We start from the raw sequence: 26,506 nt of genomic DNA, 5'->3' as shown, positions 1-26,506 counted from the left end.
AAATAGTATGCCTCTAGTATCAATTATATGTTTCGGAATAACCATAATCTTATTTTTATCATTGTTTAAAAAAAATACTGATGTATTTGCGCCAGCGCGTTTATTTATAATTATATGGCTCCTGTCAATAGGGTTAACGGAACTTAAATTTAGTCGATATCAAAATGATTGGACTTTATTTAGTTGGTTAATGTTGCTTATTGCAATAGCTTCTTTTTTGCTTGGTTTTTTTATCGTGTATACAATTAATGTAGGTAAGCCCATTTCTAATATTATGACATTAAGGCAATTTATTAGCAGAAATTCATTTAATACAGATCTTCTTTTTAAATATATTTTACTGCTGTTCACAGCTTATATTATATCTTACATTATATCCGCATTGGTAATAGGGTATATACCATTATTTACAAAATATCCAGGTGTAGCCCGAAATGATTGGGGCATTTTTGGATTCGGGTTATTTGTCCAATCATTTCCTTCAATAATTTATTTTATCTATTTATATTTTATAATAACAAGGAAGGAAAGAAACAAAAAGTTGATCTTATTAGTGGTTTTTCTTATTACTTTTTTAACATATGCATTTTTATTGCAACGCTACTATATCGCTTTTGCAATTATTATGATTATGGCCACAATGTATTATTTTACTAACATGCTACGGTTTCGCAATGTGTTATTAATAACAATAGTCGGTTTTAGTATTATGTTTGGCATGACGTTTATTAGGTTGACAGGAACAATCGCTAATTATTTGTATTATTTGAGCGATATGAAATTCAGTGTAAAGTACGCATTTTTTACTGAACCATACATGTATGTTGTTATGAATTTGGAAAATTTTTCACACGCAGTAAATAAAATTGAAAACTTTGCATATGGTTTATTATCCTTTGATTTTATATTTGCAATTTCTGGATTGAAACATATTATTGCTGAATACCTAAGGCTCCCAGAATTTCCGCATCTGATAACTAACAATTATAATACATACACTATGTTCTTTGTATATTATTGGGATTACGGAGTCTTTGGTTTGTTTTTATTTCCATTATTTATAGGAATTCTTTTTACGCATTTTTATTACAAAATGAGAAAAACCCCTTCCTTAAATACTGTGGCAATGTATTCGATTTTTACTTTTGTGATTTTATTTTCTTTTTTTGTGCCGGTTATGACATTCCTTCATTTTGTTTTTAATACTTTTTTAATTTACTCGATAACAATACATATCGAAGCTCAGCAAAAATCAAGTCATTAGAGAATAATACAAATTACTAATTTTGTTCAAGTAATTCTGAACGCTAAGCTTATTTAATATTTCGTTTTTATTTTCTGAAAGTTCAGACATTTTATGGGTATAATTAGTCTCTAAATTATTAATAGCAGAGATCCATGAGTCTTTATTTCCAGCTTCGTATACCGCTCCAATATTATTAATTAATTCAATGCTTTCTTTCATGCCACCTATATTGGGTACAATAGGTAAGATATTTATGGAGAGAGCTTCAATAACGGACATCGGTGCTACTTCATAGCATTTTGAAGTTAAAGCAAAATATTTAACATCAATTAGCTTTTTCAGTAGTTCATTAAAAGGCATATAACTGAAAAAAAATATTTCTTCTTTACAATTACTCTTATTTCTAATATTTAATAAATTTTCTCTTTCTTCGCCGCTACCGATTATGAATAATTTGAAATTGTTGGAGGTAATTTGTTTCCAGTAAGAAAATGTATTGATTAGAAAATCAAGATTCTTTTCTTTAGAGAGTCTGCCGAAATAGCATATTATATTGTCTTTTGTACCTTGCGGTTTGGTTTCGGTGATTATAACAGGATTTCTTATTAACTCTAATTTATTCGGGTCAACACCAGATTCAATTAATTTATTTTGAATAAACTTACTGGGACATATAAATTTATCGACTATCTTTTCATGATGTAATAAGTTGTTACTTATTAAGCTTCTAAAGCCTTTGATAGTAGAATAAATTAATCCTCTTCTGTCGCAGTTGTTAAAAAAAATACTGTATTTAACTTTTTTGTTAATGCATTTTTCGCATATAATATTTTTATTAAAATTGTATAGACCTCCATTTGGACATAAAAGATGGAAATCATGAAGAGTCTGAACTACTTTAATATTTTTTCTTTTTTTGTGATGCTTAATAGTCGATAAAATAGAGGGAGATATGGATGAAAAGAATCCATGAAGATGAATTATATGAATATCATTTGCAGATAAAAACTTATCTAGGTTATTTTTATTTTGAATGGAATAAATATAATTTATTGCTCCTATTAAAGGATTATCTGTTTCCCAAGATAAAAAATTAATATCCGGTTTTTCTTTTCCAGCCGTTCTAACAAAACCACTATAATTGACTACTTTTTCGTTCTTTCTTGTTATATTAAATACAGTTTCTGCTCCCCCTTTTATATTGTAACTATTGATATGTAAAACGTTCATAATTCCTAACTAGTAAAAAATTAATACGCAATATTACATAAATTATTATGTAAATAAATTTTTTTTATATTTCCTTTACAAAAAAAAATAAAATGAAGATATTAATCGTAACACCCAGCATACCGTACCCACCATATCGGGGGGATAAATTAAGACTTTATAACATAATAAATATTTTATCCAGAAATAATGATATTACTGTTGTTACATTTATAAAAGATAAAAATGATTATACTTTTGCAGAGGAACTGGACAAAAAGGGAATTAAAATACACTTTGTAAAAATATCTATAATAAAATCTTTAATAAAGTACGTGAAATTCTTTTTTTCTAATTTACCGTTGCAAGTGTTGTCACGTCAAAATAAAAAAATGAAAGAAAAAATTAATTTTTTAACAAAAGAAAATAATTATGATATAGTATATTTTCATATTTTCACAACGGCTCAATATTATTCCGCCATATCTAGCCCTCATACGCTTAAAGTGCTCGATCTTACAGATGCAGTTTCATTGTATTTAACTCGTTTTTTAGAATTTGTGGAGAATCCATTGAAAAAGATATATTTTAATATTGAAAAAAAAAGAGTGTCAAAATACGAGAATATTGCTAGTAAATTTGATGTTACTTTTGTTTGCTCGCACGTGGATAAAGAATATTTAGAAAGAAAAAAGATAGACTCTAATTTTAAGTTATTCGTAAATGGAATAGATAAAGATGAATTTAATTATAGTTATGCGAAACCAGAAAAATATAGAATTATTTTTACTGGTAACATGCCTTATTTCCCCAATCGAGATGCTGTGATATTTTTTATTAACGAAATATTTCCAAAAGTATTAAAAAAGTGTCCAGAAGCAAAATTATATATAGTTGGGAAAGACCCGACGGAAGACGTTAAAAAAATGGCAAGCGAAAATGTGATTATTAAAGGGTTTGTGGAAGATTTAAGAACTGAGTATTTAATAAGTGAAGTAAATATAGCGCCAATTAGATTTGGAGCGGGAACTCCGAATAAAATTATTGAGGCTTTAGCTCTTGGTGTTCCTACTGTGGCAACTAGTTTGGCGGTAAAAGGATTTAACGAGGAAATAAAAAAATATATTTTTATAGCAGACTCACCTGCGGAGTTTGCCGATAAAATAATTAACATATTTAATAACACTAATATTCGCACAACATATATGAGAGATGTTAGTTCAAGAATTGTAGATGCCTTAAATACAGAGACCATTATAAGCGATATTGAGGCTTATTTATTAGAAAAAGTTAATATGAAACGGGAACAATATTTTAAATCACAATTATGAAAATCTTTTTCCTTACCGCCAGAGTACCCTATCCAATCGATAAGGGAGATAAACTGCGTGCTTTCTATCAAATTAAACACTTGTCAGAAAAACATGATGTTTTTTTATTTGCAATAGATGAAGATATAAATTTTAATCCTCAGGATAATCCTTTAATGAGATTATGCGCAGGCATTGAAGTAGTCCCTCTTCCTAAACAGAAAATTGCCTTAAATCTAATTAGTAAATTATTCTCCAAGCTCCCTTTTCAAGTGGCCTTTTATTATAATCAAAGGATTAAAAAAAGAATTAATAAGGCTATTAAAAGCTTTAAACCGGATGTTATTTTTTGTCAGTTAATACGCCCCGCCGAATACCTCTCTGAGATAACAAATATCCCTAAAATTATCGATTATGTGGATATTATTTCTAAAGGTATTGAGAGACGAATTAGTAAATCGAATTTATTTTTTAAATGGCTGCTGAATATTGAATATAAAAGAGTGATAGAATACGAGAAGTCAGTATTCGAAAATTTTAATAAACATATCATTATTTCATACGAAGATCGCAATTATCTTCCTTTTGAAGGCAGAGAAAAAGTAAAGGTAATTCCTAATGGAATCGATCTGAATTTCTTTACCCACATTGAGGCTGAAAAGACTTATGACCTTTTCTTTTCGGGTAATTTAAGTTATCCCCCGAATATTGATGCCTCGTTTTTTATCGCTAAAAAAATCTTGCCGAAATTATTGGCGCAGAAGAATGATGTAAAGGTACTTATTGCCGGCGCTTCGCCTTCACGTAAAGTTTTATCTCTTTCATCTGACTATATTACTATTAAAGGTTGGACGGATGATGTTCGCGACTATTATAAGTCGGCTAAATTGTTTATCGCGCCAATGCAAATTGGCACGGGATTGCAGAATAAAATATTACAAGCATTAGCTATGAAAATACCATGTGTTGCCTCCGAATTAACAATTAAAGGGCTTGCTGACGGCGCAGATGAAGTGATTATGGTTGCAAAAACACCGGAAGATTATGTGGAACTGATTGTTAAGCTTTTGAATGATGATAAATTATGCAAAGATATTGCTGAAAAAGGATACGAATATGTAAAGGCGTACTATGATTGGGAAAATATTGCTAACCAGTTTAATGAAATTCTTATGAATATATCTTTTGAAAAATGAATCCAAATATAAAATTTATTTAATAAGACCACATTGGATACCATGCACGACATCATCATCATAGGCGCGGGGATTGTAGGACTTGCTACCGGATTGAAATTGCTGGAAACTAATCCGAAGCTGAGAATCCTTTTAATCGAAAAAGAAGCCCGTATTGCCGCGCATCAAACGGGCAATAACAGCGGCGTTATTCATTCCGGAATTTATTATAAACCCGGCAGTCTAAAAGCCCTGAATTGCAGACGAGGCTACCAAATGCTCCTCGAATTTTGCGAGGAAAGAAATATCGAGTATAAACTGACGGGTAAAATAATCACTGCGGTATCGAAGGATCAAATTCCTCTGCTCGAGAATATCTACAACCGCGGCATAGAAAACGGGCTGACTGGACTCAAAATTATCGGCCCGGATGAAATTAAAAAGATAGAGCCGAACGCCGCGGGTATCAAAGCCATTTATGTGCCTCAAACCGGAATCGTCGACTTTAAAAAAGTAGCCGCCGCTTATCTCGAAAGAATACTCGAACTCGACGGTAAAATAGAATTAAAAGCAAGCGTGAAGGACATTAAAATTAAGACGGACAATTGCGAAGTAATCACCGATAAAGGAACGTTCGTTTCGAAATGGGTGGCGTCGTGCGCGGGGTTGCATTCGGACAGAATTGCCAAAATGACTCATCCAAACCTGGATATACGTATAATTCCTTTTCGCGGCGAGTATTATAAAGTCAAAAATCAATCGGTCGTTAACGGGCTTGTCTATCCGGTGCCGAATCCCGCATTCCCGTTTCTGGGAGTCCATTTCACGCGTATGATCGGCGGCGAATTGGAAGCCGGTCCGAATGCTGTGCTCAGCTTCAAAAGGGAAGGTTATTCGAAATTCGATTTTAATCTTAAAGATAGTTTTGATATTTTTTCATGGCCCGGATTTTATAAAGTTGCATTTAAGTATTGGAAAGTGGGACTTGGCGAATTTTACCGCTCTTTTAGCAAAAGAGCGTTTGTGAAAGAATTGAAGAGATTAATGCCGTCAATTGAGGAGGATGACTTAATTCCGGGCGGAGCCGGCGTTAGAGCCCAGGCGTGCAGCCGAAACGGAGGTCTGCTCGACGATTTTTATATCCTGGAAGACGAGAGAGTCGTACATGTCTGCAACGCGCCTTCGCCTGCCGCAACGGCGTCTCTGGCTATCGGCGAACAAATTTCGAAAACCGTGTTGAACAAGTTATAGTTACTTTCGGAGAAAAGTTTGAATAAAAAGACAGAAAAAATTCTTCTTCTCGTTACCGATTTTGTTACGATTAATATTACCTGGTTCCTTTTCTTTTACTTGCGGGTTAATACGGGGTGGTTCGAACTGATTTCGCAACCGGACTTCTTCTTGCCCATGATTGCGGTTTATATCTATTGGCTGCTTATCTTTATTTTCGTCGGAATGTACAGAACATGGTTTGCGCTTTCGCGCTTCGACGAAATCTCCACTCTTTTCAAAGCTTCGTTTGTCGGTATTTTTATTCTTTTCTTCCTTATCGTTATGGACGACTATTCCACAAACGGTCAAATGTCGTTCCGTCTGTTCATTCTTCTTTATTGGGGAATTTTCCTCTTCTTTGTCGGTTCCGGAAGATTGTTAGTACGGAGTTTGCAACGCCGGTTGCTGATTAACGGCATCGGTCGCAGGAAAGCTCTCATTGTCGGGTTTAACGATAAAGCAAAAGAAATTCTGCATTCGATTAAGCGTCATCCCGAGTTCGGATTGGACGTCGTAGCCTTCATAGCCACTCACAAAGGGCACGTAGGCAAATCTCACGATAGTATTGAAGTTAAAGGCGTTATCGACGAACTCGAAAAAATTATCGAACAAAACGACATTCGTAACGTAATCATTGCGCTGGACAGACACGACGAGGAATTGATAATTAAGGTAATTGACAAGTGCGACAGCACAAGGGTGGAAATTAAGATGATTGCCGACCTTTACGATATTATTAGCGGACAAGCACGGATTTTGCAACTCTACGGTTCGCCGCTTATCGACGTTATGCCTGAACTGATGCCCGAATGGGAAAAGAAAATAAAACGGATTATGGATATAGTATTCTCTCTGTTGTTGTTGATTGTTACTTCGCCCGCCACAATATTAGCCGCCATTGCTATAAAACTCGAAAGCGAAGGACCGGTTTTCTATAAACAGGAGCGCGTCGGAATGAACGGAAAAATTTTTAAGATTATTAAATTCCGTACGATGATAAAAGACGCCGAAAAACATACCGGGCCCGTATGGTCGTCCAAAGGAGACCCGCGAATTACAAAAGTTGGAAAATTTCTGCGCAAAGTTCGATTGGACGAAATACCGCAGGCTATCAACGTATTGAAAGGCGACATGAGCTTTGTGGGACCCCGTCCCGAAAGACCTTACTTTGTTGAGAAACTTTCCAAAGAAATTCCGTTGTATAAGAGAAGACTTAAAGTGCGCCCCGGTTTAACGGGCTGGGCGCAGGTAAAACATAAATACGACGAGTCGATAGAAGACGTCAAAATCAAATTGCGCTACGATTTGTTCTATATCGAAAACATGAGTCTTCGGCTCGACTTCAAGATAATTTTACGGACAGTCTTTGTAGTATTGTTCGGCAAAGGTCATTACGAATAACCATTGAAGATTAATTATGAAAACTCTTGTAATCATACCGACTTATAATGAGCTCGATAATGTCAGGAAGCTAATTCCTTATATTCTCGAAAAATATCCCGAATTGAATGTCTTGGTTGTCGACGATAATTCGCCCGACGGAACTTCGGACTACGTAAAGGAACTTTCCGATAAAGACAGCAGGGTTTTTCTTATTAAAAGAGAAAAAAAATCGGGACTCGGCACGGCATACGTCGAAGGTTTTAAGTTTATGCTTAAAAACGGATACGACGCAGTAATTCAAATGGACGCGGATTTTTCGCACGATCCCGACGAAATAAAGAATTTTCTCGAAAAGATCAAAGATTACGACCTTGTTATAGGAAGCCGCTATATTAACGGCGTAAGAGTTATCAATTGGCCGATAAGCAGATTGTTGTTGAGTTATTTTGCAAATGTTTATACGCGGGTTATTACATGTATGCCGGTCAAAGACGCAACGGGAGGCTTCAAATGCTTCAGGCGCGAGGTGCTTCAGTCTATTGATCTCGACAAAATCAAATCGAACGGATACTCGTTCCAGATTGAAATGAATTTTCATGCGTGGAAAAAGAATTTCAAGATTACGGAGATTCCGATTACTTTTGCCGACAGAGTGCAGGGTACGTCAAAAATGTCGCGCAAGATTGTGCGCGAAGCCGTATTCATGGTTTGGAAACTTCGCTTTCAAAGTTTACTCGGACTGAAAAATTAAAATGATCGACCTTTCAATAATCATAGTAAATTATAACGTAAAGGAATTTCTTCTCAATCTGCTCGAATCGATACGCAAAGCGTCTGATAACCTTTCGATTGAAACGATTGTGGTCGACAACGCTTCGGAAGACGGCAGCGTTGAAGCCATTCAGACCAAATTTCCGGAGGTAATTTTAATTGCCAACGAAAAAAACTTAGGCTTCGGAGCGGCGAACAACATTGCTCTGGAAAAAGCGCGCGGCAAGTATCTACTTTTACTCAATCCGGACACTATCGTGAAAGAGGATACATTCAGGAAAATGATCGACTTTTTCGATAAGAATCCCAACGCCGGTATAGCCGGCTGCAAAGTTTTAAATCCGGACGGCACGCTGCAACTTGCTTGCCGGCGCAGTTTCCCGGGACCCTGGACGTCTTTTACAAAGGTGATGGGACTTAGCAGTCTCTTTCCAAAAAGCAAATTATTCGCAAGATATAACCTTACTTTTCTGGACGAAAATCAAACGTACGAAGTGGATGCGGTGAGCGGCGCTTTTATGATGTTGCGGCGCGAAGTTTACGAAAAAATCGGCGGATTCGATCCTCAGTTTTTTATGTATGGCGAAGACCTCGACCTCTGTTACAGAACTCAACAGGCGGGTTATAAAGTTTATTACGTTCACTCGACTGAAATTTTTCATTACAAAGGCGAGAGTACAAAAAGGAGCAGTATAGACGAAACGAAATATTTTTACGATGCAATGCATCTCTTCGTCAAAAAGCATTTGTCGTCGTCGTTCATTGTGCAGGGAATCCTGAGGTTAGCCATTTTCGTCCGCAAATTAATTGCTTTTGCCAATGTCTATAAGCTTATTCTTTTAAGCGTCCTGTTCGATTTTATTTTGATGAGCGGAGCGGTTTACCTTGCGGAAAAAATATATGCCAACGAACACTGGCTCGGATTTCCCGGCTATGCAAAACCGTGGGTCTATTTTATTCCTGCGTTATTGCAAATATTTATTTCCGCCGCTGCGGGAGCGTACAAGAAAAACGCGCTGTCGGTTCTTAGAAGTTTAATTGCCCTCGTTTACGGATTGATAATACTTTCCGCATTGACATATTTCTTCAAACAATTCGCTTTCAGCCGCGCCGTGGTGTTGATAACATACGGATTTTCTTTTATTACTTTTTCTTTATGGCGTATTATTTTAAAAGTTTCTACGGGTTTGGGACTTGTAAGCGAATCGCGCAAAGCGAGAACCCTTATTGTAGCTTCGCCCGCCAAAGCGGCCGAGCTGGCTTCCAAACTTAAATCGAATATAGTTTCGTTGTATCAGGTAACCGGTTTTATATCCACGGACAGAAAGAAAATAGGAGATGTTGTAGGCGGTTATAGAGTAATCGGGTCGCTCGATAATTTACGGAAAGTAATCGCCGAACATAAAATTGAAAAGGTAATCTTTTCATCGGACGAAATTAATTACGACCAGATATTTTACGCTGTCTCGGAATCGCAGGGTTTAAATGTCGATTTTATGGTCTCGGGAAAAGAACTCGACTATCTTGTGGGTAAATCTTCGGTAACGATGCTCGAAGATCTGCCGCTCTTAAAAATTAATTATAACATTTCTTCATTCGGGCATCGTATTACGAAACTGATATTCGATAAAATTTTGAGTTTAATCTTCATTTTGCTATTAATATATCCTTTCATATATTTAGCCGAAAAATTCAGGAAGGGAAAAGGCTCTAAAGGGGATTTCAGCAATTTTGTTCTGCAAATTCCGCAGGTACTTAAAGGCAGGAAGAGTTTTGTAGGTCCCAAAAAGAGTTCGTATTACGGCGACCTCTACGTAGGCAAACCCGGATTGACGGGGCTCTGGTATGTTGAAAATATTAATCCCGACGACGAAGTGGAACTAAAAAGTCTCGACCTGTTTTACGCTAAGAACCAGAATATCTGGCTCGACCTGGAAATACTGGGCAGAACATTTTCCAAAATGATATTAAGGACGGAGTAAAAAAGAATGGCAAAAAATACGCTCGATTTCGAAAAGCCAATCGTCGAATTGGAAAATAAAATCGATGAAATGAAAAAATACGAGGGACAACTCGATATTTCGGGTGAAGTGAAAAAATTAGAAGAAAAGGTAGAAGAACTGAAAAAGAATATTTATCAGAACTTAACACGCTGGCAGAAAGTCCAGCTGGCGCGCCACCCCGAAAGACCTTCCACTCTCGATTATATTTATATGATGACTACGGATTTCGTGGAACTGCACGGCGACCGACTTTTTAAGGACGATAAAGCGATTGTCGGCGGTTTTGCAAAACTCGACGGTCAAAAGGTAATGATAATCGGTCATCAAAAGGGGCGAGACACAAAATCGAATCTGTACCGCAATTTCGGAATGCCGAATCCGGAAGGATATCGTAAAGCGCTCAGACTGATGAAACTTGCGGAAAAATTCAACAAACCGGTAATTACTATGCTCGACACGCCGGGCGCATATCCCGGATTGGAAGCCGAACAACGGGGACAGGCAGAAGCAATTGCGAGAAATCTTCTCGAAATGAGCAGGCTTAAAGTACCGATAATCGTTGTCATTATAGGCGAAGGCGCCAGCGGCGGCGCTCTCGGCATCGGCGTGGGCGACAGAATTTTAATGCTGCAAAATACCTGGTACTCGGTTATCAGTCCCGAATCGTGCTCCAGTATTTTGTGGCGCAGTTGGGATTTTAAAGAACAGGCGGCGGAAGCTCTTAAATTGACCGCTGGTGATTTGCTGGAGCAGGGTATAATAGACAGAATTATTGAGGAACCCCTCGGCGGCGCTCATAAAGATCCCCAAAAAATGGCTGATATTCTTAAAGATATTCTCAAAGAAGAATTGAACGCCCTTATAAAAATTAAACCCGATAAGTTAATACAAAACAGGCTCGAAAAATTTGGCAAAATGGGCGTTTACGAAGAATGATTTTTGATTAATACGGTTGCTGCAGATGCTCTCTTATACAACTGAAATCAGAGTACGTTATGCCGATACGGACAAAATGCAGTTTGTCTATAACGGCAAATATCTCGAATATTTTGAAGTAGGCAGAACGGAACTGCTCCGTTCGACGGGACTGGCATATTCGGAAGTGGAAAAAAACGGTTATCAACTGCCGCTAATCGAAGCGAAAGTTCAATACTTTTCGCCCGCCACTTACGACGATATACTGCAAATAACCGCGTCGCTCAGCCAACTCCATTCGCCTCGCGTCCATATCGAATACGAAATCAAACGCAAAGAAGACGGAACGCTTATTGCCAGGGGATACACAACGCACGTCTTCATAAGAGCCGATACCAAAAAAGCCGTTCGTCCTCCTAAAATTTACGTAGAGGCTTTGAAAAAATATTTCGAATGAAAATAGCAGTTGCTTGGCATTTCAACTCGCCAAATCCAATCCCAAAACCCCAAAACTCCAAAACTTCCAAAACAAGAACCACGAACCCTTGGAAAGTTAATGTGAATTATTTTTCGTAATTTTTAACGAATATTTTCAATCTGTTATGTTCGATAAAATAAAAGAATTAACAAAAGACACGGTCATTTACGGCATCAGTACTATTGTGGGAAGATTTCTTAATTTCCTTCTGGTGCCGTTTTACACTAATGTATTCGAGCCCCGGGATGTCGGAATCTATTCGAACATATATGCATACATCGCGTTTTTAAATGTGGTGTTCATATACGGAATGGACGCCGCGTTTATGAAATATAATTCGGCGGCCGCCGACAAAGACAAAAAGCTTACCTATTCAACCGCATATCTTTTCCTGACGATTACATCGTTAATTTTATCGGCGCTTCTTTACCTGGGAAAAGACGGCATGATTCGGCTGATGGAAATTCCCAATACGTACGAACATCTTTACAACTACCTGATATTCATAATTCTCTTCGATACGTTGGCGATAGTGCCGTTTGCAAATTTACGCTTGCAGCGCAAGTCGCTCAAGTTTACTTTGATCAAGCTCGGCAACATTTCGTTAAACATATTATTGAATCTCGTTCTTGTACTCAAATTAAAAATGGATATTGAAGCAATATTCATAGCCAATCTGGCGGCATCGGCTTTTTCTTTTATAGTATTGCTTCCCGATATTTATAAAAATTTTGAATTCAGGATCGACGGCGGATATTTGAAACTTATGTTGAAATTTGCAATACCGTATTTGCCGGCGAGTATGGCCGCTACTCTGGTACAGGTGGTGGATCGTCCGATAGTGCTGGCATTGACCGACGAAAAAACGCTCGGTATTTATCAGGCGAGTTATAAACTCGGAATCTTTATGATGCTGATAGTGCAGATGTTCCAGTTTGCATGGCAGCCTTTTTTACTTATTAATTCAAAAGAAGAAAACGCCAAGGAAATATTTTCAAAAGTATTGACTTTGTTTTTAATAGCCGCGTCTCTAATGTGGATTGTGCTGTCGTTGTTCATTGAAGATATAGCCACAATTCGCTTTTGGGGCGGAGTAAGTCTTATCGGTTATAAATACTGGAGCGGTCTGGCGATAGTTCCCATAATCTTGTTAGCTTACATTTTCCACGGGATGTACGTCAATTTTCAGGCGGGGCTTTATATCGAAGAAAAAACGAAATATTTTCCGATAGTGACGGGAAGCGGCGCCCTTGTAAATATTGTCTCGAATTTCCTGTTAATTCCTTTTTGGGGAATTATGGGAGCGGCTCTGGCTACTCTTTTCAGTTATATTACAATGGCTCTTGCTCTCTTTTATTTCTCTCAAAAAGTTTACCGCATAAAATACGAATACGGTAAAATTGCAAGATTGATGTCATTGATCTTTTCCGCTACTGTGGCTTATTATTTGTTATATTATAACGGTATTCTTAACATTCCAGTCAAAATCCTTCTTCTGTTTGTATTCGTTACAATTCTGTTTATCGCAAAAATTGTCGATATCAATGAATTATCCGTTTTAACGAAACGCCTTGTAAAAAGGAAATAAATTCCCCCTAAATTTTTCTTCTAAATTTTGTACCTTTGTCATTAAACTCTCTTGGTTTTAAATACAAACCTCTCAATAAATTGTGGATCTGTCGTGGAAAAAATTCAAATTAAAATTCAAAGAATAGATAAAAAATTTAGCGACATAGAATTGCCCGCTTATGCCACGCCGGGAAGCAGCGGACTCGATTTAAGAGCCGCAGTGGAAGACTTATTGATAATCGAAAAGGGAAAGGTTGCTCTGGTGCCTACAAATTTACGCGCCGAAATTCCCGAAGGATACGAAATTCAGATAAGACCGAGGAGCGGTTTGGCGGCAAATCACGGTATCGGAGTATTGAATTCGCCCGGAACGATCGACTCGGATTACAGGGGTGAAATTAAAGTTATACTTTTCAATTTCGGGGATTCGGATTTTGTAATAAACCGCGGCGACCGAATCGCTCAAATGGTTATATCAAAAGTTTATTATGCCGATATTCTTGAAACTGAAGAGCTTAACGAAAGCGTACGAGGCGAAGGCGGTTTCGGTCATACGGGCAGCAAATAAGGAGAAGTTTATTAATGTCGGATTTTATACATCTTCATAATCATTCGCATTACAGTTTACAGGACGGCGCCTGCAGAGTTGAAGACCTGATTGACGCGGCTGTTAAGAATAATATGCACGCCGTCGCTTTAACAGATCATGGCGTAATGTACGGCGTTCTTCAGTTTTATAAAAAAGCGGTTAAAGCCGGAATCAAACCGATTATCGGCATGGAAGCTTATGTCGATTTCGAAAAAAGCCGCTTCGAAAAGAAAGCCGATATCACCGACGGCAGAAAACGCTCGAAGCATTATAACCACCTTCTGCTTCTTGCTAAAAACGAAGTCGGTTATAAAAATCTTATGAAAATTTCCACCATCGGTCATACGGAAGGATTTTATTATAAACCGCGCATCGACTGGGAAATTTTAAGCAAATACAAGGACGGCTTGATTTGTACATCCGCATGTCCCGCCGGTCCAATCTCCACTCCTCTTATAAACGACGAATGGGATAAAGCCAGGGATACCGCAATCAAACTGAAAGAATTGTTCGGAGAAGATTTTTACCTGGAAATCCAGGATCACGGAATGGATATCGAAAAACCGATTCTCGAAGGCATGCCCAAACTGGCAAGCGAGCTCGGGATTAAACTCGTAGCCACTAACGATACTCATTACATCGAAAAGGAACACGCAATTTCTCATAATATTCTAATAATGCTCGGCGATAAATCGGGCAATTCGAATTATGAAGAATTGAGGTACGGCACCGATCAGATTTATTTCAAATCCGCCGACGAAATGAAAAAAATCTTCGGAAAGTACAAAGGCGCAATCGAAAACACGCTCGAAATCGAAGAAAAGATAAATCTGAAACTCGAATTCAAAGGGCACTACTATCCGGTCTTTCCGATACCTAAAGATTCGAAAGCTAAAACGCTCGAGGAATACTTAACTCAACTGGCTTATGAAGGGTTGCACAGACGATTCAAAAAGGTTACGAGAGAAATCGAAGACAGAATGAAGTATGAGCTCGACGTAATCATCAAAATGGGCTACGCCGGTTATTTTTTGATTGTTCAGGATTTTATCAACGCTTCCAGGAAACGGGGAATTCCCGTCGGACCGGGCAGAGGAAGCGCCGCCGGCAGTCTTATTGCTTACGCGCTCGGTATTACGAACGTTAATCCGCTGGAATACGATTTGCTCTTCGAACGTTTTCTGAATCCCGAAAGAAAGTCGATGCCGGATATCGACGTCGACTTTGCGGACGACAAAAGAGCCGAAGTTATCAGTTATGTTAAGGAAAAATACGGCGAAAATTCGGTAGCTCAAATAATAACTTTCAACCGTTTATCTTCCAAACAGGTTATAAGGGATGTAGCGCGCGTTTTGAAAATACCGATTCCGCAGGTGGAGAATATCACAAAATATATCCCCTCGAAATTCGGCAAAGTTTATACTATCGACCAGGCTTTGAAGGAAGTGCCGGAATTAAAATGGCTCAATAATACCGACGACCCGATGATGCAGGAATTGATAAGGCATGCTAAAATACTCGAAGGTATGAATCGCAACGCGTCGAAACACGCTGCCGGCGTAGTAATTACACCGGGGGACGTAAGCGATTACGTGCCGCTTGCTATCTACGGAGACCAGGGCGAAACTGCCACAGTTACGCAATTTAATATGAAAGACCTTGAAGACGCAGGTCTTCTTAAAATGGATTTCCTCGGTCTCGATACGTTGTCGATTATCCGGGACACAATCGACCTCGTAAAGCAAAACCGCGGTATCGAAATCGACATCGAAAATATTCCGATAGACGACGAAAAAACATTCGAGCTTTTCGGTAAAGGTCAAACGACGGCGGTCTTCCAGTTTGAATCGGCTCCCATGAGAGAATACCTGCGCAAACTTAAGCCGAACAGCATAAAAGACCTTGCCGCAATGAACGCTCTTTATCGTCCCGGTCCGATGGATTATATCGACGATTTTATCGACAGAAAACACGGCAGGAAAGAAATTAAATACTTGCATCCGGTGCTTGAGCCGATTCTCAAAGAAACCTACGGCATTATTGTTTATCAGGAACAGGTAATACAGATTGCAAATAAAGTCGCCGGCATGAGTCTTGCCGAAGCCGATCTGCTCCGTCGCGCAATGGGCAAGAAAGACCTCCAGGCGATGAAAGAGCAGCGCGATAAATTTATCAAAGGCGCCGTCGAAAATAATATCGACAAAAACATTGCCGAAGAGATTTTCGAGGCTATCGACAAATTCGCCAATTACGGATTTAATAAAAGTCACGCGGTCGCATACAGTATTGTGGCGTATCAAACCGCCTATTTGAAAGCCCATTTTTTGGAAGAATTTCTTGCCGCCAACCTTTCGAATAAATTCGACAACACCGATAAAATTACCATATATCTCGACGACTGCCGCAAGCTTGGCGTTGAAGTAATGCCGCCCGACATTAATCATCCTACGGTTAATTTCCAGGTTAAAGACAAAAAGATAATCTTTGGCATGGCGGCAATTAAAAACGTAGGCGTTCAGGCGGTCGAAGAAATCAAAAGAGCGCACGAAAGTCTCGGAAGAGATTTTACAAGCATCTACGACTTTTGCTCTCACGTAGATACTCGCATTGTAAATAAAAGAGCGATCGAAGGGCTTGTGCTGGCCGGAGCTTTCGATTCACTTGGAGGAACGCGCGCTCAGCATTTCGCGGCTATCGAAGAAGCCATCGATATCGGCGCTAAGATTAAAACAGCGCGCGAATCGCATTCAAGCAGTCTGTTCGCTGAAGCCACAGAAGAATTTACTTATGAAGAACCTCGGTTACCGGACGTCGAGCCGTGGGACAGCAAGGAAAGACTCTCCAAGGAAAGGCAGGTGCTCGGTTTTTATTTGAGCGACCACCCTCTTAACAAATATGATATAGAGTACAGGTCGTTTGCAACTTTTCATCTCGACGCCGAACCTAATACAATACCGAGCGATGTCGTTAGAGCTTGCGGAGTTATTACAAACGTTAATATCAAAACCGACAAGAACGGCAACCAGATGGCTTTTTTCCGCCTCGACGATTATTACGGCAGTTGCGAATGCATTATGTTTTCGAAAGCTTTTAAGGAATACGGAAAATTAATCGAATCGGAATCGACCGTTATTATTATTGGGAAAGCCGAAAGCAGCGGCGACGCAGTTAAACTTCGGGTGGAAGAAGTTTACGACCTTGCGGAAGCAAGAAACAAATTGACTAAACGGCTCGGTATAATTCTAAGCTCAAAAACACACGACGATACTATCGTGGATAAACTGCATAATCTATTTGATAAATACGGCGGCGGCATCCCCGTCATGATCAGAATAAAAGACAACGGCAATCATACCGACTATATTATCGATTATCAAATCGAATTGAATGACGAGTTGATTGCGGAATTGGTAAAACTGCTGGGCGGCGAAAACATTATTTACATAACTTCATAATAAAAATTTATTAATTAAGAAAGATTTGAATTGTTTTTTCATTTTCTTAAGTTTGCACCACATCTAACAATTAGGGGAAGGTAAATGAAAAAGAAGTGGGCGTTAATTTTAGGCGCTTCGAGCGGATTTGGCGGCGCTTCCGCAGTCGAGTTGGCTAAAGCGGGCTACAGCATTTTCGGAATCCATCTCGACCGCCAGGCGACAATGCCTAATGTTAATAAAATTATTAAGAAGATAGAAAAAGAAGGACAGCAAGCAGTATTCTTTAATATAAACGCCGCGGATCACATTAAAATTAACGATACGCTCGACGAAATCAAAGAGCGCTTTGCCTCCGATAAAGAGAGCGATAAAGTTCATGTGTTGATTCACTCTTTAGCTTTCGGCACATTGAAACCTTATATCGGTTCGAGTCCGTCCGAATGTATAACTCCGGCTCAAATGAGTATGACTCTCGATGTTATGGCGCACTCTTTGGTTTATTGGACGCAAGGGTTGGTCTTCAGGAATTTGCTTGCCGAGCGCGGACGAATCTTTGCCTTGACTAGCGCCGGTTCGCATACGGTAATTCCGAATTACGGAGCTGTTTCGGCTGCAAAGGCTGCGCTAGAAGCGCACATAAGACAATTAACCGTGGAACTCGGACATATGAAGGTTGCATGCAATGCTATTATGGCCGGTATTACCGACACTCCTGCAGGGCGTAAAATTCCTAACTTCGATAAAATGCTCTATTCGGCTGAACATAAAAATCCGCAAAAACGCCTCACAACTCCCGAAGACGTAGCCCGGGCAATTGTCGCCCTCTGCGACGAAAAGTGCGACTGGATTTCGGGCAATGTAATCGGCGTCGACGGCGGCGAATACATAGTAAATTATATCGGCGATAAATCAAGCCATAAATAGATACAGGACGTTAAAATGAATGAATTCGCCTTTACTGAAGAGCAAAATATGCTCCGCAGCATGGTAAGGGATTTTGTTGATAACGAAATCAAACCGATTGCTGCAAAAATCGACGCCGAAGAAAAAATTCCCGAAGACCTCATTAAAAAATTGGGAGAATTGGGATTGCTCGGTATTTCGTTCCCCGAAGAATACGGAGGCGGCGGTTTCGGGGAAGTCGGATATTGTATTATGCAGGAAGAGATTGCGCGCGGCTGTATGTCGACAGCGACTTTTATCGGCGCGCATCAATCGATTGGCGCTAATGTAATTTATCTCGGCGGAAACGAAGAACAAAAACAGAAATATCTGGTTCCGCTTGCAAAAGGCGAGAAGATTGGCGCATTTTGTCTAACCGAAGCTCAAGCGGGTTCCGATTCGTTCAATCTGAAAACGCGCGCCCATCTCGACGGAGAAGAATGGGTGATCAACGGTGAAAAGCTCTGGATTACAAACGGCGGAATAGCGAATATTGTCTCGGTCTTTGCAAGAACCGAAAAAGGGATTACTGCATTTATAGTCGAAACAGACCGACCGGGATTCTCGGCAGGTCCACCCGAAAAGAAGATGGGCATTAAAGGCAGCACTACAAATCCGATTACATTCGATAACGTAAGAATCCCGAAAGAAAATATGGTAGGTCAGGAAGGCAGGGGATTTATACTTGCCATGAAAACTTTGGACGCCGGCAGATTGGGACTCGGAGCGGCATGTCTCGGAGCTTCAAAAGAACTTCTCGAACTTTCGACTCGTTATGCAAAACAACGGAAACAATTTGACACGACAATAGCCAATTTCCAGGCAATTCAATTTATGCTTTCGGAAATGGCGTCTCTGATTTACGCTATGGAATCGATGGTCTATCGTACCGCGGTCGATTACGATTTGAAAAAAGACATTTCGCACCAATCGGCGATTGTAAAATTGTTCTGTTCGGAAGCCCTCGATAAGATTGCCGATTACGCCGTGCAAATTCACGGAGGAATGGGATACTCGCGTGAAATGCCGATTGAAAGATTCTATCGCGATTCGAGAATCAACAGAATATTCGAAGGCACAAATGAAATTCAAAAGGGCATTATAGCCCGTCATGTTTTAAAGAAAAACGGTAAAATATAAAAAGGAGACGATATGAAACCATTTACATTTACTGACGGAAATTTCGAAGCGGAAGCTTTGAAATCTGATATACCGGTAGTCGTAGATTTTTGGGCCGCATGGTGCGGTCCCTGCAGAATGATCGCGCCCATAATTGAAGAACTTGCGGAAGAATACGACGGAAAAGTTAAAGTAGGCAAACTCGACGTCGACGAAAATCAACAAACGGCAATCAAATACGGCGTGAGAAGCATTCCGACAGTGCTTTTCTTTAAAAACGGCGAAGTGGTAGACACAGTGATCGGAGCTGTGCCCAAGAGCGTTTTTGTAGAAAAATTAGAAAAACTTTTGGGATAGTAAATTTAATTATTAAGAAGAATTTTTTATTCCGGTTAAATTAATAACATCATTAAAAATAATTATTTCTGTTATGAAGTTGTTTGTTGAAAATATAATTGATAGTTAAGTTTCGAGCGAATATATTTGTGCGGTTGCGTGTTTTTTTTAGAAAATACTATATAATTAGCTTGACAAAATTAAAGTTATTCTTTTATATTAATAACGCTTATTATAAAGCAAAGCGAAAAAGGAGCTTTATAGTGTCGTTTACTTATCTAGGGCTTGTTGGGATTTTCAAATAAATTCCTTTTTCTCACAAAATTAGGAGGTAGATATTGCAAGTTATGTTTACTGAAATACCTTTCAGATATCCTTTCTTTTATAAACCAACAAATTAAGGAGTAAAGTATGCATCGAAGAATTTTATACTTTTTGCTATTTCTTACTCTTATTCCTGCTCTGCTATCGGCGGGAACAAGAGGTAGGATTAAAGGAAAAGTAGTAGATATGCAAACCGGAGATCCGTTAATCGGTGCCAACGTGATCGTTATGGGTACAACCACTGGCGCTGCTACGGATGCTAACGGCGAATATCTGCTAATCAACCTGGAACCCGGCGTCTATGAGGTCAGAGCTTCATATCTGGGTTATCAAACAGTTACGGTTTCGAACGTTCGTGTAAGCGCCGATCTTACTACGGAACTTAATTTCGAACTTCCGAGCGAAGACATACAGGTGGGCACGATTGAGATTGTCGCCCAGAAACCATTAATACAAAAGGATAACACTAACGCTATTCGCGTAACGTCAAGCGAAGATATCCAGGCTTTGCCTGTCCGCGGCGTTAACAATATTATCGGTTTGACCGCAGGCGTTACTTTGCAGAATGGCGAAATTTATATCCGCGGCGGTCGTAACGACGAAGTCGGATATTATCTGGAAGGTGTTTCTATTAAGAATCCAATTACCGGTAGAAGAGGCGTTACTATTTCGCAGGACGCTCTTGAAGAAATTCAGGTGCAGGCAGGCGGTTACACCGCCGAGTTTGGCGGCGCCAATGCTGGTATTATTCGTCAACAATTCAAATCCGGCGGACCTCAACTTAAAGCAAGCTATGAATACATTACCGACAACGTGACATTCAAGAGCAAAAGCGACGCTTTCGACGGCGAAAAACGCCTGGGAGCTCACTGGTGGGGATACAACGAACAGAGCGCAACGTTAAGCGGTCCCCTTTTCTCCGATAGAGTAAAGTTCTTTACTAATGTTAACTACAGATACGACAGAGATCCGGAACCACAGCCGTGGCCGGGAATGAACCTCGGCGTTATAAGCGACCCGATCTCTAGAGATACAATTGATTTCTATTATCCGGCTGGTCCTCTCAAAGGACAACAGCGCGAATTTATTACTTATACAGGTACTCTGAATTTCGACCTTAAACCCGTCCTTATCAGACTTTCGGGTACTTATACTACTGAAAACGGAGCTACTTCGGCATACAGCGCTATTCAGGATCTGCTTCAAACCAGACGCGGCAAATACGAATCGAACAACGGCGCGTTAAACCTGAAAATTACGCATGTGCTCACGCCCTCGATGTATTATGAAGTATCGGCAGGATATTACTTCTCTAATTACGAACAGTATACGCCCGGACTCGGTTCGAATATCTGGGTATACGGCGACAGCGTTGCGAATGCCGAAGCCGGCTGGACAATCCCGAGAACGCCCAAAGATATTGACAACGGCGTCGTTGGAAGATATGTAAGTCCGACTTATGCAAATATTTACGGTTTCGATTTTGTACGAGACGGAACGGTTCCGATAGGTTACGGAAAGAACGACAGACAGGGAATTTCTCTTAATGCGTCTTTGTCGTTCCTCGTTGGAAAAAATCATTCATTTAAAGTCGGCGGCGAATATCAAACATATACATTGAGAAACTGGACTCTCGGTACTGTTTCGCAGGTTGGACTTGCAGCTTCGGTCGATCAGTTTATTAATTCTTCGAATTACGACGGTACCGAAGCTTCGTTGAACGCATACAAACGTCAGCTTCTTATTACTCGCGGCGTTAATAATTACGGTTACGATGTATTTGGAAATAAAGTTGACGACGGCTTCTTCGACGCTCCTCACAAACCTGTTTTTGCAGCCGCTTACATTCAGGACAGAATCGAATATGAAGACCTCGTTATCAACGCAGGCGTGAGATTCGATTACATCGATATCGACAATCTTAAATTGGTCGATCCTACAAGACCTGATTTAGGCATTAATGCCACTACGGGCGAATTATACGAAGAAGGCTGGGAAAAAGTGCCTACCTTCAGCGCAGTAAGCCCTCGTTTAGGCTTCTCGTTCCCCGTTACGGATAGAACCGTATTCCACGCCCAGTTCGGAAAATTTATTCAGCAGCCTGCTTTGAATACCGCTTACCGAGGTTTATACAGAATCGGATTCGAAATCAAAGGCGGTTTCTTTATTCCGCAGCCTGCCGGTTTCAATCTCAGACCGACAAGAACCACACAGTATGAATTAGGATTCACACAGCAGTTAACAGACTTCATGTCGATCGATATTACCGGTTATTATAAAGACATAAAAGATCAGGTGCAGTTTACTCTCCAAAATACAGATCGTAATTCCGCATTCCAGAGCTATAACGTGTTGACTAACGGTGATTATGCTACGACAAAAGGCGTTGAAATTACTTTGACTATGAGAAGATACGAAAGATTGGCAATGAACGCTTCGTTGTCGTTCCAGGATGCGCGCGGTACAGGTTCTAATCCGTACTCGAACAGCGGTATTGTCGGCGCTCCTCTTGACGGTGTTACAATCTTTGTACCGAAGTATATCAGTCCTCTCTCCTACAATCAGGCATTGAGAGGCAATGTAAACGTCGATTATCGTTTTGGTCCGAACGACGGTCCGGCTCTGTTGCACGATTTCGGAGTATCCGTGCTTGCAATGTTCAATAGCGGTCACCCGTTTACGCGCGGTATCGGTTCATTGAATGCCGAGACGGACGCACGCTTCCGTCAACCGATCGAAGCATTGAACAGCTCCTCAACACCGGGCGAATTCCAGGTAGACCTGAGAATCGACAAAACATTCAGACTTATGGATAAACTTTCGCTGAATGTTTACGTTTACGTAATTAATCTCTTCGATAATCTCAACATCCGCAACGTATTCTTGAGAACCGGTTCTCCCGAAGACGACGGCGTGATTTACAATCCGGAATTGTCGCAACAGTTGATTGCAACTTACGGAGAAAAATATATTGACTTGTATAAAGCCATTAATGTCGATTATCAGGAAGGATACGGCGGAGTTCCGGGAGCGGCTACTAATTTAATGTACGGACCGCCTCGTCAGATTAGATTAGGTGTCAGGTTGGAATACTAATCATAAAGTTTGAAAAAAAGAGGAGTAAAACATGAATAAAAAATTAATTAAACTAATTAACTTGACGCTGATGTTGTTGGCGTTTACCGCGCTAACCTTTGCCAAGGGAGGAGGCGATAAAAAAGCCAATTCTCTTTACAAAGCGTTAGGCGAACCCGTTTATACAAAATTCAATATCAATAATATCTCTACTTGGTTTAAAAACGACGGCGAATCCGATATCAATCAAAACGGTAATTCCGGATTCGTTTTTCCAAAAGGAAGCAACAGAACAGCGGTATTCCAGTCGGGTTTCCTTTGGGGCGGTAAAGTAGACGGTCAATTCCGCGTAGGCGGTTCGGTTTATCGCCAGGGCACTGTTCCCGGTAGAATATTGCCAGACGGAACTCCTGCCAACCCGGGTGATCCCGATGTAAGGATCTACCGCGTAAGAAGAGACTATAAAGACGGCGATTTGAGCGCTGAATTGGCAGACGGCGACGGTCCTTCGATCGAAGCTATTAGAGCTCAGTACGAAAAAGACTGGAACGAATGGCCTGCAAGCCAGGGCGCTCCGTTCGAAGACGTTGACGGCGACGGACAATATAATCCCTCAGTCGACATTCCAGGCGTCCCGGGCGCAGATCAAACAATCTGGTTCGTATGCAACGATTTGGACCCCGCTCAAACCGACTTTATGTACGGTTCGCTTCCGATGGGTATCGAAGAACAGGTAACTATCTGGGGCTATAATGCAACAGGCGCTCTGGGAAATATGCTCTTCCGTAAATATATCATTATCAATAAAAATCCCGATCAAAAACCTTTTACCGAAATGTACGTATCGATGTGGTCTGACCCTGACGTCGGCGATGCAGGCGACGACTATGTCGGTTGCGATACTACATTGAGCTTGGGATATGCTTACAACGCTAATGCCACCGACGCAGTTTATAATCCTCTTCCGCCTCCGGCAGTAGGCTTCGACTTTTTCCAGGGACCGATTGTAGACGGAGAAGCTGACGATGTGGCTATCTATAAAGGCAAATTTGTACAGGGTAAGAAAAACTTACCGATGACCGCTTTCTATTTCTTCATTAACGGCGACAACGTATACAGCGACCCCGACCAGGGTCTTTATGAAACAGGTACATTGCAATGGTATAATCTCTTCCGAGGAAGAGTATCCACTACCGGCGACCCCTTTACAGATCCTACTACAGGTCAACCTACTAAATTTACATTAGCCGGCGATCCTATAACTGGAACCGGTTGGATTGACGGTATGCTCCATCCGCCTGGAGACCGCCGTTTGGGTTCTGTTTCAGGTCCGTTTGAAATGGCTTACGGCGATACTCAGGAAGTTGTAGTTGCAGAAATTGCAGCAGGTGCAATTGAAGGCGTCGACAGATTGGGAGCTATTCAATTGCTGAAATTCTACGATTTGCAGGCGCAGTTGGCTTACGATAACTTCTTTAACGTTCCCACGCCTCCGCCGGCTCCGGCTGTAGTTGTAGCAGAAATGGATCAAGAAATTATTTTATCATGGGGAAGCGACCCTGCAAAAGTTAACGCCACCGAATCATATTCGAAAGGCGGATTCGAATTCCAGGGCTATTGTGTATATCAATTGCCTAATAAAAATGCGCAAGCAAGCGAAGCTCGCTTAATAGCAACTTATGATATTGTCGACGGTGTTCTTAAAATAACCGATAAGGAATTCGACGCTACGGCTGGCGTAGTTTTGGATCGCGTAGTCAAATTCGGAAGCGATTCCGGAATTAAGAGATATATCAGCATTAAGAATGACGTCTTCAAAGGCGGATTGCCTCTGAATAACGGCAGCAGATATTACTTTGCGGTTACTTCTTATGCATATAATCCCGATCCCGAAGCGGTTCCGAGAGTGCTCGAAAATCCGATGAACGTTATTGAAGTAATTCCGCAAACTCCCAAACCGGGCGTCCGTTACGAAGGAAAAGCCGGTCAGGTACTGGATGTAACCCATTCGGCAGGATTTAGCGACGGCATCGTAACGCCGATCGTAGTTGATCCTACAAAATTGACTGGCGCCGAATATACGGTTACATTCAACGTTGATGCAGACGGTAACAAAACGTGGAATGTGCTGAAAAACGGACAGACTGTTCTTGCTAATCAAACCCATTTCGGTGATGATAATGAGTTTATTATCGTTGACGGTATTCAGATTGGCGTACAGGACGCTCCCGCTATGATTAAAGGTCCCGGCGAAGGCGACGGTATGGTGGAAGTTGCATACGCAGGGGCTCCGCTCGATCCTTCGAAATACGACGCCGCAGGCGCTCCGTATAAAGGAAACAAAGTATGGCACAGCTTGAACTCCTCAGGCGGCGACAGATATTATGTTGGAGCCGGCGGCGGCAGCGGTACAATCGACCGTCTCTATCGTTATGTGAATTATGCAGCGCCGTATGACTATGAATTCAGATGGACCGAAAACGGCGGTTACGCTGTTTATGCATTTGAAGACGATAAGATTGCAAAAGTACCTTTTGAAATCTGGAACATCGGTATCGGTACTCCGGACGACCCGTCGGATGATTTTAGAATGATACCTTTTGTTCTTAGCAACGTAGCAACATCAGACCAATGGGGTTGGGCAACCGGCGAAGATCCGTATTTCGGTTATCCCGCTTCCGACTGGGTCTATTGGATGGATCCGAAAGACAGAACTCCCGGACAAGCAGGATATCTGCAATTTGAAAATGCATGTTTGCAATCGGGCGGCGCAGGCGCAACCTATAATTATGCATTTGACGTAGATCCTGACGCACATGATTACAATGCAGACTTCCACGGCGGATTTGTTTATCCGATCGGAAGATTCATTGTATGCGAATTTGACGGCGACGGACAAATGCCTCCGGCAGGAACAGTCATCAGAATTAACTATAATAAGCCTATTAGTGCAGAAGACAAATATACTTTCAAGGCTCCTTCAGTTGTGAACGATCCCGAACTGGCTAAGGAAGACGTTGAAGATATCAACGTATTCCCGAACCCGTACTACGGAGTCAATCCGCAGGAAATCAACAAGTATCAGCGTTTCGTAACGTTCAACCACTTACCGCAAAAAGCCACAATCCGTATCTTCAATCTGGCGGGTCAACTGGTTAGAACGCTCCATAAAGATACGCCTGATCAATTCTTCAGATGGGATCTCAACAATGAAAGTGACCTTCCGGTAGCAAGCGGATTGTACGTAGTACATATCGATATGCCGGATTTAGGAAAAACCAAGATTCTCAAAGTCGCTATAATTCAAGAACAGCAAATTCTTGATCGATTCTAAAAAATTGAAGGAGATTGAA

18 protein-coding genes are annotated in these 26,506 nt (G+C 40.5%); 17 read left to right on the top strand and 1 reads right to left on the bottom strand.

From position 1 onward, the window contains the following. The first annotated feature begins 7 nt into the window (after positions 1-7). On the top strand, positions 8-1,264 hold the full coding sequence (locus ACOYVE_RS07560; protein WP_014854983.1) for an O-antigen polymerase: 1,257 nt from the start codon (positions 8-10) through the stop codon (positions 1,262-1,264). Here ACOYVE_RS07560 and ACOYVE_RS07555 read toward each other — a convergent pair. Continuing rightward, positions 1,253-2,476 carry a glycosyltransferase gene (locus ACOYVE_RS07555; RefSeq protein ID WP_422881438.1) on the bottom strand — a complete coding sequence of 408 codons (1,224 nt, stop codon included), beginning with the start codon at positions 2,474-2,476 and terminating at the stop codon, positions 1,253-1,255. The genes ACOYVE_RS07560 and ACOYVE_RS07555 overlap by 12 nt on opposite strands. A 92-nt stretch (positions 2,477-2,568) precedes the next feature. Here ACOYVE_RS07555 and ACOYVE_RS07550 point away from each other — a divergent pair, with 92 nt between their 5' ends. The 16 genes from ACOYVE_RS07550 (at position 2,569) to ACOYVE_RS07475 (ending at position 26,487) form a co-directional block, all read left to right on the top strand. Next, complete coding sequence (locus ACOYVE_RS07550) at positions 2,569-3,786, top strand: glycosyltransferase (RefSeq protein ID WP_014854981.1); 1,218 nt, start codon at positions 2,569-2,571, stop codon at positions 3,784-3,786. Continuing rightward, positions 3,783-4,961, top strand: a complete 1,179-nt coding sequence (locus ACOYVE_RS07545; protein ID WP_014854980.1) for a glycosyltransferase — start codon at positions 3,783-3,785, stop codon at positions 4,959-4,961. Before ACOYVE_RS07550 ends, ACOYVE_RS07545 begins: the two co-directional genes overlap by 4 nt. 42 nt (positions 4,962-5,003) lie before the next feature. Further along, positions 5,004-6,191: an L-2-hydroxyglutarate oxidase gene (gene lhgO / locus ACOYVE_RS07540; protein ID WP_014854979.1), complete on the top strand. Its 1,188-nt coding sequence runs from the start codon at positions 5,004-5,006 to the stop codon at positions 6,189-6,191. A gap of 18 nt (positions 6,192-6,209) precedes the next feature. Further along, the gene (locus ACOYVE_RS07535) at positions 6,210-7,613 is read left to right on the top strand and encodes a sugar transferase (RefSeq protein WP_014854978.1); all 1,404 of its coding nucleotides are present in this window, start codon (positions 6,210-6,212) and stop codon (positions 7,611-7,613) included. Positions 7,614-7,629: 16 nt separating this feature from the next. After that, positions 7,630-8,346 carry a polyprenol monophosphomannose synthase gene (locus ACOYVE_RS07530; protein WP_014854977.1) on the top strand — a complete coding sequence of 239 codons (717 nt, stop codon included), beginning with the start codon at positions 7,630-7,632 and terminating at the stop codon, positions 8,344-8,346. A 1-nt stretch (position 8,347) separates the two neighbouring features. After that, positions 8,348-10,348 (top strand): glycosyltransferase, encoded by a 2,001-nt coding sequence (locus tag ACOYVE_RS07525; protein WP_014854976.1) that lies wholly within the window; start codon positions 8,348-8,350, stop codon positions 10,346-10,348. A gap of 6 nt (positions 10,349-10,354) precedes the next feature. Next, positions 10,355-11,305 carry an acetyl-CoA carboxylase carboxyltransferase subunit alpha gene (locus ACOYVE_RS07520; protein WP_014854975.1) on the top strand — a complete coding sequence of 317 codons (951 nt, stop codon included), beginning with the start codon at positions 10,355-10,357 and terminating at the stop codon, positions 11,303-11,305. A 25-nt stretch (positions 11,306-11,330) separates the two neighbouring features. Further along, positions 11,331-11,741: an acyl-CoA thioesterase gene (locus ACOYVE_RS07515; RefSeq protein ID WP_014854974.1), complete on the top strand. Its 411-nt coding sequence runs from the start codon at positions 11,331-11,333 to the stop codon at positions 11,739-11,741. Between the two features lie 145 nt (positions 11,742-11,886). After that, a complete protein-coding gene (locus ACOYVE_RS07510; RefSeq protein WP_014854973.1) occupies positions 11,887-13,350 on the top strand; it encodes a lipopolysaccharide biosynthesis protein in 1,464 nt (487 codons plus the stop codon). Between the two features lie 93 nt (positions 13,351-13,443). Continuing rightward, positions 13,444-13,899, top strand: coding sequence for a dUTP diphosphatase (gene dut, locus ACOYVE_RS07505; RefSeq protein ID WP_014854972.1), 456 nt, complete (start codon positions 13,444-13,446; stop codon positions 13,897-13,899). 14 nt (positions 13,900-13,913) lie between these two features. Next, positions 13,914-17,375, top strand: a complete 3,462-nt coding sequence (dnaE, locus tag ACOYVE_RS07500) for a DNA polymerase III subunit alpha (protein WP_014854971.1) — start codon at positions 13,914-13,916, stop codon at positions 17,373-17,375. A gap of 84 nt (positions 17,376-17,459) precedes the next feature. Beyond that, a complete protein-coding gene (locus tag ACOYVE_RS07495; protein ID WP_014854970.1) occupies positions 17,460-18,281 on the top strand; it encodes an enoyl-ACP reductase FabI in 822 nt (273 codons plus the stop codon). A gap of 15 nt (positions 18,282-18,296) precedes the next feature. Then, positions 18,297-19,439, top strand: a complete 1,143-nt coding sequence (locus ACOYVE_RS07490) for an acyl-CoA dehydrogenase family protein (RefSeq protein ID WP_014854969.1) — start codon at positions 18,297-18,299, stop codon at positions 19,437-19,439. A gap of 12 nt (positions 19,440-19,451) precedes the next feature. After that, complete coding sequence (trxA, locus tag ACOYVE_RS07485) at positions 19,452-19,775, top strand: thioredoxin (RefSeq protein WP_014854968.1); 324 nt, start codon at positions 19,452-19,454, stop codon at positions 19,773-19,775. 390 nt (positions 19,776-20,165) lie between these two features. After that, positions 20,166-23,174 (top strand): TonB-dependent receptor, encoded by a 3,009-nt coding sequence (locus tag ACOYVE_RS07480; RefSeq protein WP_014854967.1) that lies wholly within the window; start codon positions 20,166-20,168, stop codon positions 23,172-23,174. Between the two features lie 31 nt (positions 23,175-23,205). Next, positions 23,206-26,487: a T9SS type A sorting domain-containing protein gene (locus ACOYVE_RS07475; RefSeq protein WP_014854966.1), complete on the top strand. Its 3,282-nt coding sequence runs from the start codon at positions 23,206-23,208 to the stop codon at positions 26,485-26,487. Positions 26,488-26,506: the final 19 nt, after the last annotated feature.

The organism is Melioribacter sp. (genome assembly GCF_049325435.1).
In the GTDB taxonomy this organism is placed as follows: Bacteria; Bacteroidota; Ignavibacteria; order Ignavibacteriales; family Melioribacteraceae; genus Melioribacter; species Melioribacter roseus.
Note: the sequence above shows the minus strand (reverse complement) of the source record. Positions and strands in the feature narration are given on the sequence as shown.

Excerpts from the sequence above, each read along its gene's own strand:
- ACOYVE_RS07560 (WP_014854983.1), top strand. The coding sequence starts at position 8 with ATGCCTCTAGTATCAATTATATGTTTCGGAATAACCATAATCTTATTT.
- ACOYVE_RS07555 (WP_422881438.1), bottom strand. The coding sequence starts at position 2,476 with ATGAACGTTTTACATATCAATAGTTACAATATAAAAGGGGGAGCAGAA.
- ACOYVE_RS07550 (WP_014854981.1), top strand. The coding sequence starts at position 2,569 with ATGAAGATATTAATCGTAACACCCAGCATACCGTACCCACCATATCGG.
- ACOYVE_RS07545 (WP_014854980.1), top strand. The coding sequence starts at position 3,783 with ATGAAAATCTTTTTCCTTACCGCCAGAGTACCCTATCCAATCGATAAG.
- lhgO (WP_014854979.1), top strand. The coding sequence starts at position 5,004 with ATGCACGACATCATCATCATAGGCGCGGGGATTGTAGGACTTGCTACC.
- ACOYVE_RS07530 (WP_014854977.1), top strand. The coding sequence starts at position 7,630 with ATGAAAACTCTTGTAATCATACCGACTTATAATGAGCTCGATAATGTC.
- ACOYVE_RS07525 (WP_014854976.1), top strand. The coding sequence starts at position 8,348 with ATGATCGACCTTTCAATAATCATAGTAAATTATAACGTAAAGGAATTT.
- ACOYVE_RS07520 (WP_014854975.1), top strand. The coding sequence starts at position 10,355 with ATGGCAAAAAATACGCTCGATTTCGAAAAGCCAATCGTCGAATTGGAA.
- ACOYVE_RS07515 (WP_014854974.1), top strand. The coding sequence starts at position 11,331 with ATGCTCTCTTATACAACTGAAATCAGAGTACGTTATGCCGATACGGAC.
- ACOYVE_RS07510 (WP_014854973.1), top strand. The coding sequence starts at position 11,887 with ATGTTCGATAAAATAAAAGAATTAACAAAAGACACGGTCATTTACGGC.
- dnaE (WP_014854971.1), top strand. The coding sequence starts at position 13,914 with ATGTCGGATTTTATACATCTTCATAATCATTCGCATTACAGTTTACAG.
- ACOYVE_RS07495 (WP_014854970.1), top strand. The coding sequence starts at position 17,460 with ATGAAAAAGAAGTGGGCGTTAATTTTAGGCGCTTCGAGCGGATTTGGC.
- ACOYVE_RS07490 (WP_014854969.1), top strand. The coding sequence starts at position 18,297 with ATGAATGAATTCGCCTTTACTGAAGAGCAAAATATGCTCCGCAGCATG.
- trxA (WP_014854968.1), top strand. The coding sequence starts at position 19,452 with ATGAAACCATTTACATTTACTGACGGAAATTTCGAAGCGGAAGCTTTG.
- ACOYVE_RS07480 (WP_014854967.1), top strand. The coding sequence starts at position 20,166 with ATGCATCGAAGAATTTTATACTTTTTGCTATTTCTTACTCTTATTCCT.
- ACOYVE_RS07475 (WP_014854966.1), top strand. The coding sequence starts at position 23,206 with ATGAATAAAAAATTAATTAAACTAATTAACTTGACGCTGATGTTGTTG.